Source organism: Clostridium celatum DSM 1785, assembly GCF_000320405.1.
Lineage (GTDB): Bacteria > Bacillota > Clostridia > Clostridiales > Clostridiaceae > Clostridium > Clostridium celatum.
Genome location: NZ_KB291715.1, coordinates 20,805 through 38,180, shown reverse-complemented (window position 1 = coordinate 38,180; position 17,376 = coordinate 20,805). Strand labels below are relative to the sequence as shown.

The window sequence follows — 17,376 nt, the reverse complement described above, 5'->3', positions numbered from 1 at the left end:
CACATCTATTTTTTTATGTCCTTTTAACTTAGAGATAAAATCATTAGAAAGTTCTAATTTGATATTGTTAAAAATACAATATAATAAGCAATTTTTTTAGGAGGAGAAATGAGAAATTATAGTAGAGAATATAAAAATTATTATGAAAACTTAAGACATACAAATGTAAAAGATAAAAGGTCTGCTGTCTATAATAGAAGTAATTTTGAAAGTGTGTATGGTAATAGCGGTAAAAGGATTAATAAGAAGGAAGGCTTTTTTTCTAGCATGATAAATATTTTTATTTATCAATTAGTAGTTGTTTTAGTAATGATAATGACTGTATTTTATTTAAAATATTCTTCAAGTGAAGAAGCTACAGAAAGCTATAACAATATAAAGGCTGTAATGAATAGTAATGTCTATGAGGAAAGTGGTGAAAATATTGATATTGATGCATTCTCTACAATAAAAAAGATTAATGAATACATAAAGTTGAAAATAAATGGAAATAAAATAAATTTGTAAAAGTGAGGATTAAAGTTTATATGTGAATAGATTAATATAGCACTTTTTAAGGTGAGATTGATGAAAAGAGGAAAGCGGTTATTTGTAGCAGAATTATTATTATTAGCAGTTTTATTTAGTATGAATAAACATACAATTAGAGCGTTTATTAGTATTTTTATACATGAGATTTGTCATATTATTGTAGCTAATTGGAAGGGAAGTCAGTTTAGTAAATTTCAAGTTCATATATATGGAACACGAGTAAAATTATCAAATTTGGATGAATTATTAGATAAAGATAAAATAAAAATATACATTGCTGGCCCTGCAATTAATTTGTTTATATCAGGAATGTTTTTTTGTATAAATTTTTTTGTTGATAGCAATATAGTTAGTGAATTTATATTAATAAATTTAGGATTATTTTTATTTAATATGATTCCTGCATATCCATTAGATGGAGCAAGAATTTTAGAAATAATACTGTCTAATAAGATGTTTTACAAAAAGGTTCAAAGTATAATGTCACAGGTTAGCTATGCTTTTGGATTATGCTTTATAATTTTATTTTTTCTTTTCATTTTAAAAGTAGGTGAAATAAATTTAAGCTTATTAATTTCGGGAATATTAATATGGTATATAACGTATTCTCAGCAAAAAACAAGCACTTATATATTAATGGGGAATATATTTATGAAAAGGAATAAACTAATAAGAAATAAGTATTTAGATAATAGAATTATTTCAGTATATTATAAACAAGGTTTAGTTAATTTAATGAGTATAATAGATAAAAATAGATTTAATACATTTTATGTATTAAATGATGATTTAAAACTTTTATTTATAATGCATGAAGATGAGCTTATTGAAGCATTAAAAGTATATGGAAATATTAGCTTAGAAGAGTATAGCAAGAAAAGACTTGGTAAAAGCATTTAGTTTACTTTTAGATGTTTAGTATGCTAGAATATCATAAGAATAGTTAGGAATTAGAAGTGAGGAGTTAAGAGTTCAACTAGGTAACTCTTATTGGGTTTCTAAAATATATTTATAAAGTCAGCTTTGCTGACTTTATTCCTATGCTTGAAACTCTACACTACAAGATCCAAACTGATTAAAAGGAGGGTACTTATGAATAAAATAACTGATGATATTTTATGTAAGGTAGAAAAACCATCTAGATATGTTGGTGGTGAATTAAATCAAGTTATAAAAAATCCAGAGGATGTTAATATAAGATTTGCATTTTGTTTCCCAGATGTATATGAAGTTGGTATGTCTCACTTAGGAACAAGAATTTTATATCATACTATAAATGAAAGAAAAGATACATATTGTGAAAGAGTTTTTGCACCATGGCCAGATATGGAAGCATTAATGAGAGAAAATGACATAAAACTATTTACATTAAAACTAAAACTTCATTAGATAAGTTTGATATGTTAGGATTTACTCTTCAATATGAAATGAGTTATACAAACATATTAAATATGCTTGATATGTCAGGAATAGCTATAAGAGCAAGTGAAAGAGGAGAAGATGCTCCGATAATTATGGCTGGTGGCCCTTGTGCATATAATCCAGAACCTTTATATGATATTGTTGATTTCTTCGAAATTGGTGAAGGTGAAGAAATGATGAATGATGTCTTAGAGGTTTACGCAAGACATAAAGAAGCAGGCACTTTTAATAAAAAAGAATTTTTAAGAGAAATATCAAAGATAGGTGGAATTTATGTTCCAAGTCTTTATGATGTTACTTATAATGAGGATGGCACAATAAAAGAATTTAAACCAAAGTATGATGATGTACCTGCAAAGGTTAAAAAGAGAATAGTTAATGATTTTGATTCAGTAGCATTCCCAGATGAAATGATAGTTCCTTATACTGAAATAGTTCATGATAGAGTTGTTTTAGAAACTGCTAGAGGATGTACAAATGGTTGTAGATTCTGCCAAGCAGGTATGATTTATAGACCAGTTAGAGAAAAGACTACTAATACATTATTAGAACAAGCAAGAAAGGCATTAAAGGCTACTGGATATAATGAGGTATCATTAGCATCTTTAAGTATTTGTGATTATTCTAATATTCAAAATTTAATATCTAGCCTAGTTTTAGAGCATGAGCAAAATAAAGTAGGTATAGCTCTTCCATCAATAAGAGTAGATGCCTTTTCTGTTGATTTAATAAAAGAAATTCAAAAGGTTAGAAAGACAGGTTTAACTTTTGCACCAGAAGCAGGTTCTCAAAGAATGAGAGACATAATAAATAAGGGGTTAACAGAAGATAGAATTCTAGAAGCAGCTAAAAGTGCTTTTGAATCAGGATGGAGTACTATTAAGTTATACTTTATGATAGGGCTTCCTTATGAGACAACAGAAGATGCTGCTGGAATTGGTGAATTAGCAGAAAAAATGGCAGATGTTTACTTTAGTATTCCAAAGGATAAGAGAAGCAAGGGACTAAAAATTACTGTTAGTGCATCAATATTAGTTCCAAAGCCATTTACACCATTCCAATGGGCTCCAATGGAAAGACCAGAAGTGGTTTATGAAAGAATTGGTGCTGTTAAGGGTGCAATAAAATCAAGAAGTATAGTATTTAACTACCATGAACAAGAGACTTCATTTATGGAGGCTGTATTTGCAAGAGGAGATAGAAGAACTTGTGATGCTTTAATTAGAGCATTTGAAAAAGGCGCTAAATTTGACGGTTGGTCAGAGTACTTTAATATGGATATATGGAAAGAATCTATGGAGGAATGTAATTTAGATCCAGAGTTCTATGTATATAGAGAAAGAACATATGATGAAGTACTTCCATGGGATTTCATTGATATTGGTGTTAATAGAAAATATCTTGAAAGAGAAAATGAAAAGGCTAAGAAAGCTGAGCTTACAAGAAACTGCCTAGAAGGATGTACAGGTTGTGGTATAAATGTAAACTTTAAAGAAGGGAAGTGTTTTGAAGGTGCGATACGTAATCAAGTTTTCTAAGGGTGAAGAAATTAAATTTATTGGACATTTAGATTTAATGAGAACTATTCAAAGAATAATAAAAAGATCAGGATTACCAGTTGAATATTCAAAAGGATTTAATCCACATATGGCATTATCAATAGCACAACCACTTTCTGTTGGTGTTTATTCAGATGGAGAATACTTAGATTTAGTTTTAACTGAATCTCTTGGAGTAGGAGAGGTAATAGAAAAGTTAAATGAAAGTGCGCCTCCTACAATTAAATTCTTACATGCAAATGCAGTAGAAATAGTTGAAAATGTTAAAAGATTACCACAAGCAATGGCTCTTTTAGATGGTGCTAGATATATAATTAAGATAAAGTTAAATGGAACTTCAAAAGTTGAAGAAGAAATGAATACTACTCTTAATGAAAAAGTTTGGGAAATAGTTAAAAAAACTAAAAAGGGTGAAAAGCTTACTGATATTAAACCTTTTGTTAAAGAATTTAAATATTGGATAAAAGATAATGAGTTAATATTAAATACATTAATAGCTACAGGAAGTAGAGAAAATCTTTCAGCTGATCTTTTAGTTACTTACTTAAAGGGAAAAGTTTCAGAAATAAACCCAGAGGCTTTTGTTAATATAAAAAGAGAAGAAATGTATATATTAAAAAATAATAAATATTTTCCTTTATACAAAGGAATTTAGGTAGTAAAATATGAGAGAAGTTTTTGTTGAGAAGAGGCAAAATCTCTTAAGAATTGCATTAAAAGAAAATGATGAACTAGTAGAATGTTTTGCACATGAGGATTCTACTAGTCCTCAAATTGGAGAAATATATAAAGCTAGGGTTAAGAATATTATTCCAGGAATTAACTCTATATTTTTAGATATAGGATTAGAAAAAGAAGCTTATATGTATTATAGCGATGAGCTAAAAAGAAGAGGAATAAAAAAAGGTGAGGAGTTATTAGTTGAAGTTCTAAAAGAGCCTTTAGGAAACAAGGGAGCAAAGGTTAGTAATAAAGTGTCAATTTTAGGAAAACTTATGGTTTTAACTTTAGGTGACGAAGGAATAACTTTATCAAAGAGAATAACTCAACTTGAACATAGACAAAACTTGACTACATTTATAAAACCAATTAGGGGTATAGGCATAGTTTTTAGAACAGAAGCAGCTAATGCTACTAAGGAAGAGTTAGTAGAAGAATTAAATTCTTTATTAGAAAAGAAAGACGCTTTGGAAAGAAAACTTAAATATTCAAAAAATATAGGCAAGATTAAATCAAATAGTTTAATATATAGATTTTTTGAAGAGTTAGACGATAAAAAAACTAAGGTTATTAGCGATGATAAATATTTCTTAGATATAATTCAAGATTTAGTTAAAAGTAAGGAAAACTTTGAGTTTAAATTTTATGAAGATAAAAGAACTTTGTTTGATTATTATTGTATAGAAAAAGAAATAATTAAATTAAGGCATAAAAAAGTTAATCTTCCTTGTGGTGGATATATAGTTATAGATAAAACAGAAGCTATGTATGTTATAGATGTTAATAGTGGGAAAAATACAAAAGCTAGAGATTTTAATAAAACTATATATCAAACAAATTTAGAAGCAGCAAAAGAAGTTGGAAGACAAATTAGATTAAGAAATTTAAGTGGAATAATTGTGGTGGATTTTATCGATATGAGAGATGAATTGCAAAAATTACCAGTAATAAAAACTCTAAAGAAATCATTAGAAGCAGACAAAGGAAATGTCAAGATTTTTCCATTTACAGAGTTGGATCTAGTTCAAATAAGCAGAAAAAGAACAGGAAAATCTATTTATGAATATTTAGAAGAACCATGTAAAAAATGTAAATCCAATGGGTTTCTTTTAAAATTATCTTATATAGAAACTCTTATTAGTAATGAAATAATAAAATGTTCTAATGAAAATTCTATAAAGGATTTTTACATAGAAATAGATAAAAATTATGAAGATGACATAAAAGGCGATTTAGTTAGATTTCTGAAAAACATTGATGGACTAGATAAAGAAATTTATTTAAATTTTGTACATGACATAGAAGGATATAGGGTTGAACCATTAATTTTCTCTAATCAAAAAGAAAATTACCAAAAGTACAAAATAAAAACAATAGAAAAAGTATAATAAATTTCTTTACAAAATGTAGTTTTATATGATAAAATGTCATTTGTAAACCGCACATAACGGGTTTTATTAAAACAAAGTTAAATCTTTGTACCTACATTGGCGAGACCGTTTAAGAGGAGGTGTTTTTAATGTACGCAGTAGTATTAACTGGAGGAAAGCAATACAGAGTTCAAGAAGGAGACGTAATATACGTTGAAAAATTAAACGCTGAAGTTGAATCAACAGTAGAATTAACTGAAGTTTTAGCTGTTTCTAACGGAGAAAACTTAACAGTTGGAGCTCCATTAGTATCAGGAGCTAAAGTTGTTGCTAAGGTAGCAGCTCAAGGTAAAGCTAAGAAGATCACAGTTTTCAAGTATAAGCCAAAGAAGGACTACAGAAAGAAGACTGGTCACAGACAACCTTACACTAAATTAGTAATCGAAAAAATCGAAGCTTAATTATAAGTTATGATTAAGGTTATTATATTTAAGCAAAAACATGTATCTCTCGGATTTAAGATTGAAGGGCATGCTTTATCTAGAGAGGAAATTGAAAGTGCTACAGGTGATGTGTATGACATGATTTGTAATAGTGTTTCAGTTTTATCTCAAAGTACTGTAATAGGTATTACGGAAGTTTTAAAACTACCAGTAAAGTATGAGGTAAATGATGGATTTTTATCACTGAATTTATCAAGTCTTAAAAAAGATGATATTGAAAGAGGGCAAGTATTACTACTAACATTTGAAAAAAGTTTAGAAAGTTTAATGATGTCCTTAGAAGCTAGTTTTGGTAAAAATAGACGGAATAAATATATAAAAATAAAATTCGAGGAGGTGTAATGAGTATGTTAATGATGAACCTTCAATTATTTGCCCACAAGAAAGGGGTAGGTAGTTCTAAGAATGGTAGAGACTCTGAATCTAAGAGATTAGGTGCTAAAGCTGCTGACGGAGAATTCGTTTTAGCTGGAAACATCCTATACAGACAAAGAGGAACTAAGATTCACCCAGGTCTAAACGTAGGTAAGGGTGGAGACGACACTCTATTTGCTAAAGAAGACGGAATCGTAAGATTTGAAAGAATGGGAAGAGACAAGAAAAAAGTTTCTGTTTACCCAGTAAGCGTGAAGAAATAGCTGAATAATTATATTTTATATAGATAAAAGCACCCTATGGGTGCTTTTATTCTTGTAATAAATATCTTTTTTTTATATACTATTATAAAATATATATGTTAAGGAATAATAAAAGATAGATTATTATGTTTAACATTAGGAAGTTACAAGGAGGAAAGTAACTATGTTTATAGATAGAGCCAAGATATTAGTAAAATCAGGTGCAGGTGGAAATGGTGCAGTTACATTTAGAAGAGAAAAGTATGTTCCACTTGGAGGACCAGATGGTGGAGATGGTGGTAAAGGTGGAAGCGTTATCTTTACAGTAGATACTGGATTAACTACACTTTTAGATTTTAAATATAAGAAAAAATTCGTAGCTGAGGCTGGTGGAAACGGTCAAGGTTCAAAATGTTATGGTAAAGATGGAGAAGATTTATACATAAGAGTTCCAATGGGAACTATTGTTAGAGATTTTGAAACTAACAAAGTTATATGTGATCTTTCTCATAAAGATGATACATATGTTATAGCTAGAGGTGGTAAAGGTGGTAAAGGAAACTGTAAGTTCTGTACACCTACAAGACAAGCGCCACACTTTGCAGAGCCAGGAATGCCAGCAGAAGAAAGAACTTTAATGCTTGAATTAAAATTACTTGCTGATGTTGGATTAGTTGGATTCCCTAATGTAGGTAAATCAACTTTATTATCAACAGTTACAGCTGCTAAGCCAAAGATAGCAAACTATCACTTTACAACATTAAAGCCAAACTTAGGTGTTGTTAAGGCTGAAGGAATTAATGCATTCGTTATGGCAGATATTCCAGGAATAATAGAAGGAGCTGCTGAAGGTGTTGGTTTAGGATTAGATTTCTTAAGACATATAGAAAGAACAAGACTTCTTATACATGTTGTTGATATATCAGGAATCGAAGGAAGAGATGCATTTGAAGATTTCGTTAAGATAAATGAAGAACTTAAAAAGTATTCAGTAAAACTTTGGGATAGACCACAAATAGTAGTAGCAAATAAAGCAGATATGCTTTATGATGAAGAAGTATTTGAAGATTTTAAGAAAAAGGTTAACGAATTAGGTTTTGATAAAGTATTTAAGATGTCTGCAGCAACTAAGTCTGGGGTTGAAGAAGTTATTAGAGAAGCAGGTAAGATGTTAACAGAAATTCCATTTATGGATTTAGAAATACCAGAAGAAGAAAGATATGTTGAAGAAGAAAAGAGATTCACATACACAATTGAAGTTGAAGAAGGCGAAGAATACGACACTTATGTTGTTACAGGATCATTTGTTGATAGATTACTTGCTTCTGTAAATATACATGATGCAGATTCATTAAGATACTTCCATAAGGTTCTTAAAAACAAAGGTGTATTAGATGAAATAAGAGAAATGGGAGTACAAGACGGAGACATGGTTAGATTAAATGACTTCGAATTCGAGTACATTTTATAGGAGGAATAATCATATGATAACAGGAAAGCAAAGAGCTTATTTAAGAGGGCTTGCAAATACAATGGATCCAATATTCCAAATCGGGAAAAATGGAATTGAAGAGGCATTCTTAAATCAATTAGAAGAGGCTTTAGAAGCGAGAGAGCTTATAAAGATAAAGGTTTTAGAAAATAGTGGATTAGCTGCAAGAGAGGCATCTGATGCAATATGTAGTGCTATAGGTTGTGAAGGGATTCAAGCTATAGGAAGTAAGATAGTTTTATATAAAAAATCATCTAAAAAGTCTAAGATAGAATTACCACAAGGGAAAAAATAAATATCAATGAAGAAATATGGTATTATGGGTGGAACTTTTAATCCAATACATTTGGCACATTTATATATTGCTTATGAGGCAAAGGAACAATTGAATTTAGATAAAGTTATTTTTATACCAGCAGGAAATCCACCACATAAGAAAAATAATGGAATAATAGATGCTGAGTATAGATATAATATGGTAAAAAAAGCTATAGATGGTTATGAAGATTTTATAATAAGCGATTATGAAGTTAATAAAAATGGATATAGCTATACTTATGAAACATTGAAATATCTAAAGAATAAATACTATGACACTGAAATATTTTTTATTTCAGGTGGTGACTCCTTAATGGATATAGAAAAATGGAGAGAGCCAGAACAAGTATTGAAAAATTGTACTTTTGTAGCTTTTAATAGAGGCGTATATACAAAAGAAATATTAAGTGAACAAAAGAAAAAGCTTGAAGATAAGTATAAATGTAAAATAACATTATTAGATGTTGTGGATATAGATATTTCATCTTCTATTATAAGAAAGAGAATTCAGGATGGAAAAAGAGTAGATTTTTTCCTATCTAAAGAAGTTAAAGATTATATAGAAGAGAATGCTTTGTATAAGGGAGAATAAGATGTGGGAAATAGATAAAATAAAGGATTACGTAAAGGAAAATTTAAAAGTTGGTAGATATAATCATACTTTAGGAGTAGTAAATACAGCGGTAGAATTGGCAAAGGTTTTTGGAGAAGATCAAAAAAAAGCTGAAATTGCAGCTCTTTGTCATGATGTTGCAAAAAATATGGATTTAGAGCAGTTAAGAAAAATTATAGATGAAGAGAATATTACTTTATCTATAGATGAAGAAAACACTAAAGAAATATGGCATTCTATAGCTGGACCAATTATAGCAAAAAATATATTTAAAATAAATGATGAAGAAATTTTGAGTGCTATGAGGTGGCATACTACTGGAAAAGAAAATATGAGTAATCTTGATAAGATAGTATATTTAGCTGATTTGATTGAACCTTCAAGAGAATTTGATGGAATTGATGAGATTAGATCTATTTCCTATAAATCTTTAGATTTAGCCATGATTAAAGCGTTAACTCACACAACAATATACTTATTAAATAAGGGATATGCAGTTGATATCAATACAATAAAGGCAAGAAATTATTTATTGTATAATAAAAATAAACTTGATAATTAGTATTATTGTATAAGGTGGGGAAGGTATAATGGCTAAGAAAACAGGTGATAATAACGAAAATATTAGGGAAGTCAAGCGTAAGGTAACTTCACAAAAGTTCAGTGCAAGGCAAGAATTTGAAAGAAAAAAACTATTAAGAAAAAAGGCAAAAAGAAAAGCTACTATAAAGAGAGCAATAGCTGCAGCTATTATAACTGCAATATTATTAATAGCGTTTGTTGCTATTTATTTATTTTCATTTGTATTTTCATTAAATAATAATGATATGGTTAAAGGTGTATCACCATCTGGAAATGAACCTGTTAATATATTATTATTAGGAATGGATATTGGAGATACAGAAAATATAGAGAATTCTGCAGCAAAAAGAACTGATACAATGATGCTTTTAAATTATAATCCTAAAACAGATAGCATAAATATTGTATCTATTCCAAGAGATACTTTAATTGAAGTAGAAGATGCATATGATGCATATGGTGATTATGTTCCTTATTGGAAGATGAATGCTGCTTATGCTTTAGGTGGGGAGAAAGAAGTTATATATCAAGTTCAAAAGCTTTTAGATATTACAGTTAATTATATAGTAGAGATAGACTACAATGCATTTAGAAGTTTAATTGATGCTATAGGTGGAGTTCCTATGTATATTGATCAAGACATGTATTATGATGATGATGCTCAAGATCTACATATAAACTTTACTGCTGGAGAAACTGTAATGTTAGATGGGCAAAAAGCTGAAGAGTTCTTTAGATGGAGACAAAATAATGATGGTACAGGGCTTGCTGATGGAGACTTAGGAAGAATAAAAAACCAACAAAAGTTTATAGCAGCAGTAATAAAAAAATGTACCAACCCATTAATAGTAACAGATGTACCTAATATATTAAAAGCTATTAAAGAAAATGTAAGAACTAATATGCCAGGAGATAAAATTATTTCATATGGATTAAAAGTTTTATCTAATACAGGAATGACTATGAACACTTTATATGGATATGATGAAAGAATTTATGGTCAGGATTTCTTAGTTGTAGAACAAGAGTATAATCAAGATATAATAGATATACTTAAGAATGGTAATGGGGCTAATAGTAGTACCGTTAATAAGGCTGTTTATTCAATAAAGATATTGAATGGTACAAGAGTTAATGGATTAGCTGGCAATTTACAAGTAGAACTCGAAGAGTTAGGTTATTCTAACATGAGCATAGGCAATGGAGAGGAAGCCGAGAAATCAGTTATACTATGTAATAATGATGAATTAAAGCAGCTATTACAAGATGATATAGGAATTAATAATATAAAGAAAAATAAGGATAGTGAATATTCAGATTTTGATGCAGTTATAATAATTGGAGAAGACTATTTAGTATTTGAATAACGTTATTAATTATAAGTTTTAATAATAAAAAGTAAATGGCAAATGGCAAATGGCAAATTGGTGTAGTTTAAACCTTCATTGTCAATTAGCCATTTGCCATTTTAAATTTTATTTAGGGAGGGTCGTATGAGTACTTTAGAAAAATGTGTTGAGAAAAGTTTTGAAGGTAGAAAGATAAGAGAATACTTAAAAGAGGAAATGGGGTTATCATCAAGACTTATAAGAGGTGCAGCAATTGATAAAAGAATATTAGTTAATAATAATCCAGTTAAAATGAATTATGTTTTAAAGGAAAATGATAATATTTTAATTAATTTAATTAAGAAGGAAAGTCAAAATATTGAACCAGAAAAAATGGAATTAGATATAGTTTATGAAGATAAGGATATTATTGTAGTAAATAAGAGACCTAACATGGTTGTTCATCCAACTAAGAGATATCAAAGTGGGACTTTAGCTAATGGGTTATTATATTATTTTAGAGAAACTAATCAAAATTGCATTGTAAGACTTGTAAGCAGATTAGATATGGATACCTCAGGACTTATTATAATAGCTAAGAATCAATATGCCCATATGGAATTATCAAAAGAAATGCAACAGAATAATATTGAAAAAAGATATTTAACAATAGTACATGGACATATGGAAGAAATGCAAGGAACTATAGATAAACCAATTTATAGACCAGAAGAAGAAGGAAATATGAAAAGAGTTGTTGATGACAGAGGGCAAAGAAGTATAACCCATTATAAAGTAGTTGAAAGATTAAAGGATGCAGATTTAGTTGAATGTCTACTTGAAACAGGTAGAACACATCAAATTAGAGTTCATTTAAGCTCTCTTGGACACCCTATATTTGGTGATACTTTATATGGATATGAAGAAGATTCTGAGATAATGAAGAGGCAGGCACTGCATGCATATGGATTAAACTTCAAGTCGCCAAGAACTAAGGAAGAATTAGAGTTAAGAGCTAAATTACCGGATGATATTCAACAACTTTTAGAAATGCTAAGGGTTTAAAAAAGAGGCTTAAAGCCTCTTTTTAAAAATTATGTTTTTTTCTAATTTTATGTCTTCTTTTTAGGAAAGAACGTCTTCTTTTTACATATCTAATTCTAAGTATTAATAATACCAGTAATAAGATTATAATAATAAAAACAGTTAGTATTCTAGGAATAAAAGATTTCTTTTTAGTAACTTTTTCTATAGCTTGTTGTAACTGAACTTCTGTAGTATATTCTCTTGTGATACCACTAGATAAATCAATATTTTTATAGCTTTCACCATTTACTAAAAGTGAAGCGTTAAAAAGAATATCTCCTTTTCTGATAGAAGTAGTACTAAAATCTTTATTTGTATATTCTACTGACGTATTAATAGTAGTTATATTACTTGAAGAAGTATAATAGATATCTTCTGTAGCTAATAAGGGAATAGTAGTATTATCATCTAATATATATTCGTCTAAAGTATCACCTTTAGAAATTATCTTCTTAGTTTGAAAGTTTTCAAATCCCCAATTAAATAATTCTCCTACACTAGTATAAAAACCAGCTTTATCTACTCCATTTAAAAAAGCACCAACTAATAATTGATCATCTTTTTTTGCAGCAGCTGTATACGTATGATTTGCCTCAGGAGTATATCCTGTTTTACCGGAATAAAGATACTCGTAATAATAAGTAGAGTCTTCACCTAAACAATTATTCCTATTAGTGGCCCATTTTTCAGTACCATCTTCAAAAGGATGATCCTCAAAAAAGTAATAAGGCGTTCTAGATATTTCTATAAAAGCAGGTAGTGATAGGGCATATTGCATTATTAAAGCTAAGTCATGTGCTGTAGTAACATGTCCTTCTTCACTTAAACCACTAGGGTTTTTAAAAGTTGTAGAAGTAGCTCCTATTTCATGAGCCTTTTCTGTCATAAGCTTACCAAAAGCTGAATTTGAACCAGAAATATGTTCTGCGATAGCTTCAGCACAGTCATTTCCAGATTCTAATAAAAGTCCAAGTAGCAATTCCTTCATTGTATAAACTTCACCTTCAGCAATACCAATGCGAGATCCATCAACTAATGGTGGATTTTTACCAATAGTAATAGGTTCATCAAGGTTACAATTTTCAATTGCAAGTATAGCAGTCATTACCTTAGTTGTTGATGCTGGTTCATAAAGTATATCGGCATTTTGCTCATATAAAACATCTCCTGTAATCCCATCCATTAAAAATATAGCTTCAGAATAGAGTTGTGGGAAAGCAGAGTACTCTACAATTGACAATGTAGTAAATATGTTAGCAAAGATAAAAACCAAGACTAACATTTTTATTAAGAACTTTCTCATAATCGTCTCCCTATAAAATATGTATTCATTTACCTATTTTATCAAAAAAGTAGCAGTATTTCTATATTTAAAGTGTGAATAAAAGTTTAGATAATAAAAATATGTTAATAATTATAGGTATAAAGTAATGGAGGAAAAAATATGAATAATAAGAAGAATAAAAAAGCTATTGCCATCATAGTTATATTAATTATTATATTTTCAGTTTCTTTATTAACATATGGAAGAAATAAGAAGAATGTTTTTAAAGATGAATATATGAATAATATTTTTATTGAAGAAGATGAAAATATCATAGAGGGGACTAGTTATTATGATGATAGTGATATAGAGGTAGTTAAAATAAATAATAATGAAAATAAAGAAAATGAAACTCCGGGAGTTAAAAATAAGATAGTTGTAGAGATAAAAGGAGAAGTAGTTAAGCCAGATGTTTATTTATTAGATGAAGGAAGTATAATAAAAGATTTAATAGACATAGCAGATGGATTAACTGATGAAGCTGATATAAGTAATATAAATAGGGCAAAGGAGCTAAGCAATCATGAATTAATTATTATTTATAATATAAATGATGAAGATAGAGACAATACTAATTATGCTTTAGAAAATGATACTGAAAGCAACAATATAATTAATATTAATACAGCAACTGAAAGTGAACTACAAAGTATACCTGGAGTTGGTGAAGTAAAAGCAAAGTCAATAATTATTTATAGAGAAAAAAATGGTGGATTTAAAAAAATAGAAGAAATAAAAAGTGTTGATGGTATAGGAGAAAAAACATTTGAAAAAATTAAGGAGTTTATAAAATTATAAATAAACACTATAAGTAGTGTGAATTTTGACTAAATATTTCGACAAAAGCTTTTAAAATACTGCATTATAATGTTATAATTAATAGGATTTAGGAAAAAATATTACTACAGATTTAATAATGTAGGGGGAAAAAATATGAAGAAAAAAATACTAGCTTTAATGTTAAGCTCTATGATTACTATTACTATTGTAGGTTGTTCAAATGATAATAATCAAACAAATGTAGTTAGTGAAGATTCAGCTGTACAACTAAGACAGGTGGAAACTTTACCTGGAGAATGGTCAAATGACTATACTAGAGATGAGGTAAAAGCTTTATATGAAGAAGGTTTAGCAAGAGTTATATCTACAACAGAAGGATATTCACTTGATTATAGTGTTGTAGAAAATGAAATAAAAGAAGAAAATGGTATATCAGTTAACGATAATTATATATATTTTGATAATGAAAATCCAGAAAAAAACAGATTAGAAAGTATGTATTATGGATTTAAGCAATTTGGATCTGATTTAGCAAGTGGTCAAATTTGTATGAAACTTGGATTTAATTTAGATAAAGAAAGTATAATTGAGATTGGAGAGTTTAATATAGAAGAATTATCTCTATCAGCATATTCAGCAGCATTTACTGGTGATTATGATAGGGATTATACTGAATTAAACAAAGAAATATATGATATCATTGAAGGAAAAGATGGTATAAGTAGTGTTGAAAATAATCTAGATGGTATAAAGGAAACAGTTACTATTACAGATAATTTCTTATTATATAAGCTAGAAACTAAAGAATATAAGTTTAAATAATATGCTTTAATTATATATACAGCAATTTATATATTATAAGTTGTAATAATAGTAAATGGAGGTTAGATGGTGGAAAAAAATAATGAAAACCTAGAAAAAGAAGAAATAACATTAGATGAGCTAGATAATGAAGTAACATTAGACGAGTTAGAAGAAGAAGTAGAAATAATTCGTGCAGAAGAAAAGATAGCAGAAGAAAAGGAATTTCTAGTTAGTGAAGATATAAAAAACGAAGGGAAATTTACTTATTATGCAAAGGTATTTTTAACTGGAGTGTTTGATCAAATATTAGCTATAGGTTTAGCATTGGTTTTATTTGGTATACTGACTTTAATATTAAATGTAGCAGGATATCAAATTGTAATGAAAGAAGCTATGTTTACTATACTATATATAATAAGTAATGTTTTATATTATCCAATAATACAAGAAATGTTACATGGAAAAACTTTAGCAAGAAAATTACTTTTTAGATAATTATCAAAAACTAATAAGTGAACTTACACCTCTATATAATTTATAGAGGTGTTTTTATAATTGATTTAAGGTATAATACTATTAGTAGTTAAGGATTAGCAATTGACAATTGTTAATATAGAATTTACTATTGATAAAGGTAAATTGAGTAACATAGTATAATTAAGAGTAATATATAATAAAAATTATAAATAAAAATTATTAGAGATTAGGAGCGTAAGATGAAAAGAGGAAGTCAGTTAGAACTAAAGATAAATAGTATAGAGTTTCCATCAACAGGAATAAGTGAAGCTGAGGGTAAAAAAATAATGATCAAAGGGGCTTTTCCAGGGCAAACTGTAAAGGCTACAGTAAAGAAAAATAGAGAAAATTATGCAGAGGCTAAACTTGTTGAAGTAGTGGAAAAAGCAGAATATGAAATACCAGCACCATGTCCACATTTTGGAGTATGTGGTGGATGTAGTTCTCAAAATTTAACTTATGAAAAACAACTAGAATTCTTAAGTGATGAAATTTGTGAACTTTTTGAAGCACGAGATTTACCTATGGGTATGTATCTTGGAGTTAAAGGAAGCGAAAACTGTTGGGAATATAGAAATAAGATGGAGTTTACTTTTGGAGATTTAGAAAAAGGTGGAGAGCTTACTTTAGGTATGCACATGAAAGGAAAATCTTTTGGCGTATTAACAGTTGATAACTGTATGATAGTTGATGAAGATTTTAGAACAGTGCTTAAAACAACAGTAGAATATTTCAGAAAAACTGGATTACCATATTACAGAGTAATGAGAAGAGAAGGATATCTAAGACATTTAGTTATTAGAAAAGCAACTAATACTGGTGAACTTATGGTTAATCTTGTTACTACAACTCAAATTGATTTTGATTTAACTGAATATACTGAATTACTTAAGGCTCAAAACTATAAAGGTGAATTAGTATCTATATTACATACAGAAAATAATTCATTATCTGATGCCGTTGTACCAGAAAAGGTTAATGTATTATTTGGCAGAGATTACATAGTTGAAACATTACTTGGACTTAAATTTAAAATATCTCCATTTTCATTCTTCCAAACTAATTCTAAGGGAGCAGAATCTCTTTATAGCTTAGTTAGAGATTTTATGGGAGATGGAGAAAATAAAGTTGTATTTGATCTTTATTGTGGAACTGGAACTATAGGTCAAATAGCAGCTCCAAATGCTAAGAAGGTTGTTGGACTTGAACTTATAGAAGAAGCAGTTGAAGCAGCAAAGGAAAATGCTAAGCTTAATGGATTAAATAACTGTGAGTTTATAGCTGGAGATGTTGCAGAAACTATTAAAAGAGTTAAAGATAAACCAGATATAATAATATTAGACCCACCAAGAAGTGGAGTTTCACCAAAAGCTTTAGATTATGTAATTAAATTTAACGCACCTGAGATAATTTATGTTTCTTGTAATCCAAAGACAATGGTAGAAAATTTAGATGTATTATTAGCGCATGGATATACTGTAGATAAAAGCACAGTTAAGGATATGTTCCCAAATACACCGCACGCTGAGACGGTTGTTAGACTTACAAAGAGTGGAGCGATGAAGTAAGGTTTTTACTGTCGTCCATACAAAGAATGTCCAGGAGAGTATAGTCCATTGGAAACACCCAACTGCTTGACATAGTAGTTAGGTTAATAAAGAAATAGAAATATTATATAAAAGGAAAGAGCACTATTATATAAAAGAATAGGGCTCTTTTCTTTTTTAAATATAATTACCAACATTAACAATATAAGACATTATAATAGTTTTATTATAATATTAGTGAATATATAATGAAGTTATATGTAA

Annotated in this window: 18 protein-coding genes and 1 pseudogene; 18 read left to right on the top strand and 1 reads right to left on the bottom strand. The window is 28.7% G+C overall.

What is annotated here, in order from left to right; all coding sequences use genetic code 11:
* Window positions 1-108: 108 nt before the first annotated feature.
* The 14 genes and pseudogenes from HMPREF0216_RS15210 (at window position 109) to HMPREF0216_RS15145 (ending at window position 12,120) form a co-directional block, all read left to right on the top strand.
* Complete coding sequence (locus HMPREF0216_RS15210; RefSeq protein ID WP_005216152.1) at window positions 109-507, top strand: hypothetical protein; 399 nt, start codon at window positions 109-111, stop codon at window positions 505-507.
* Window positions 508-567: 60 nt separating this feature from the next.
* Window positions 568-1,431, top strand: a complete 864-nt coding sequence (locus tag HMPREF0216_RS15205; protein ID WP_005216150.1) for a site-2 protease family protein — start codon at window positions 568-570, stop codon at window positions 1,429-1,431.
* Between the two features lie 192 nt (window positions 1,432-1,623).
* Window positions 1,624-3,491 (top strand): annotated as a pseudogene (locus tag HMPREF0216_RS15200) (TIGR03960 family B12-binding radical SAM protein).
* Window positions 3,466-4,167: a TIGR03936 family radical SAM-associated protein gene (locus tag HMPREF0216_RS15195; RefSeq protein ID WP_005216145.1), complete on the top strand. Its 702-nt coding sequence runs from the start codon at window positions 3,466-3,468 to the stop codon at window positions 4,165-4,167. The pseudogene HMPREF0216_RS15200 and the gene HMPREF0216_RS15195 overlap by 26 nt, the downstream one beginning before the upstream one ends.
* Window positions 4,168-4,177: 10 nt before the next feature.
* Window positions 4,178-5,620, top strand: coding sequence for a ribonuclease E/G (locus tag HMPREF0216_RS15190; RefSeq protein ID WP_005216143.1), 1,443 nt, complete (start codon window positions 4,178-4,180; stop codon window positions 5,618-5,620).
* A gap of 131 nt (window positions 5,621-5,751) precedes the next feature.
* Entirely contained in the window at window positions 5,752-6,063 is a 312-nt protein-coding gene (rplU, locus tag HMPREF0216_RS15185) for a 50S ribosomal protein L21 (RefSeq protein WP_005216141.1), read from the top strand.
* A gap of 9 nt (window positions 6,064-6,072) precedes the next feature.
* Window positions 6,073-6,447 carry a ribosomal-processing cysteine protease Prp gene (locus HMPREF0216_RS15180; protein ID WP_005216139.1) on the top strand — a complete coding sequence of 125 codons (375 nt, stop codon included), beginning with the start codon at window positions 6,073-6,075 and terminating at the stop codon, window positions 6,445-6,447.
* A gap of 5 nt (window positions 6,448-6,452) precedes the next feature.
* A complete protein-coding gene (gene rpmA / locus HMPREF0216_RS15175) occupies window positions 6,453-6,743 on the top strand; it encodes a 50S ribosomal protein L27 (RefSeq protein ID WP_040420222.1) in 291 nt (96 codons plus the stop codon).
* Between the two features lie 163 nt (window positions 6,744-6,906).
* Window positions 6,907-8,193 (top strand): GTPase ObgE, encoded by a 1,287-nt coding sequence (gene obgE, locus HMPREF0216_RS15170; protein ID WP_005216135.1) that lies wholly within the window; start codon window positions 6,907-6,909, stop codon window positions 8,191-8,193.
* A gap of 13 nt (window positions 8,194-8,206) precedes the next feature.
* Entirely contained in the window at window positions 8,207-8,509 is a 303-nt protein-coding gene (yhbY, locus tag HMPREF0216_RS15165) for a ribosome assembly RNA-binding protein YhbY (RefSeq protein ID WP_005216133.1), read from the top strand.
* 6 nt (window positions 8,510-8,515) lie between these two features.
* Window positions 8,516-9,124, top strand: a complete 609-nt coding sequence (nadD, locus tag HMPREF0216_RS15160) for a nicotinate-nucleotide adenylyltransferase (RefSeq protein ID WP_005216131.1) — start codon at window positions 8,516-8,518, stop codon at window positions 9,122-9,124.
* A gap of 1 nt (window position 9,125) precedes the next feature.
* Window positions 9,126-9,707 carry a bis(5'-nucleosyl)-tetraphosphatase (symmetrical) YqeK gene (yqeK, locus tag HMPREF0216_RS15155; protein WP_040420213.1) on the top strand — a complete coding sequence of 194 codons (582 nt, stop codon included), beginning with the start codon at window positions 9,126-9,128 and terminating at the stop codon, window positions 9,705-9,707.
* Between the two features lie 28 nt (window positions 9,708-9,735).
* A complete protein-coding gene (locus HMPREF0216_RS15150) occupies window positions 9,736-11,094 on the top strand; it encodes an LCP family protein (RefSeq protein WP_005216127.1) in 1,359 nt (452 codons plus the stop codon).
* A gap of 126 nt (window positions 11,095-11,220) precedes the next feature.
* A complete protein-coding gene (locus HMPREF0216_RS15145; RefSeq protein ID WP_005216126.1) occupies window positions 11,221-12,120 on the top strand; it encodes an RluA family pseudouridine synthase in 900 nt (299 codons plus the stop codon).
* A gap of 22 nt (window positions 12,121-12,142) precedes the next feature.
* On the opposite strand, the gene HMPREF0216_RS15140 is transcribed toward HMPREF0216_RS15145, so the two are convergent.
* Complete coding sequence (locus tag HMPREF0216_RS15140; RefSeq protein ID WP_005216124.1) at window positions 12,143-13,444, bottom strand: serine-type D-Ala-D-Ala carboxypeptidase; 1,302 nt, start codon at window positions 13,442-13,444, stop codon at window positions 12,143-12,145.
* Between the two features lie 141 nt (window positions 13,445-13,585).
* Between HMPREF0216_RS15140 and HMPREF0216_RS15135 the strand changes: the two genes are divergently transcribed.
* From HMPREF0216_RS15135 to rlmD, 4 genes are all read left to right on the top strand, one after another.
* Window positions 13,586-14,263: a ComEA family DNA-binding protein gene (locus HMPREF0216_RS15135; protein ID WP_005216108.1), complete on the top strand. Its 678-nt coding sequence runs from the start codon at window positions 13,586-13,588 to the stop codon at window positions 14,261-14,263.
* Window positions 14,264-14,398: 135 nt separating this feature from the next.
* Complete coding sequence (locus HMPREF0216_RS15130) at window positions 14,399-15,067, top strand: hypothetical protein (protein WP_005216107.1); 669 nt, start codon at window positions 14,399-14,401, stop codon at window positions 15,065-15,067.
* 66 nt (window positions 15,068-15,133) lie between these two features.
* Window positions 15,134-15,544: a hypothetical protein gene (locus HMPREF0216_RS15125; protein ID WP_005216105.1), complete on the top strand. Its 411-nt coding sequence runs from the start codon at window positions 15,134-15,136 to the stop codon at window positions 15,542-15,544.
* Window positions 15,545-15,765: 221 nt separating this feature from the next.
* Window positions 15,766-17,133 (top strand): 23S rRNA (uracil(1939)-C(5))-methyltransferase RlmD, encoded by a 1,368-nt coding sequence (rlmD, locus tag HMPREF0216_RS15120; protein WP_005216103.1) that lies wholly within the window; start codon window positions 15,766-15,768, stop codon window positions 17,131-17,133.
* The last annotated feature ends 243 nt before the right edge of the window (window positions 17,134-17,376 follow it).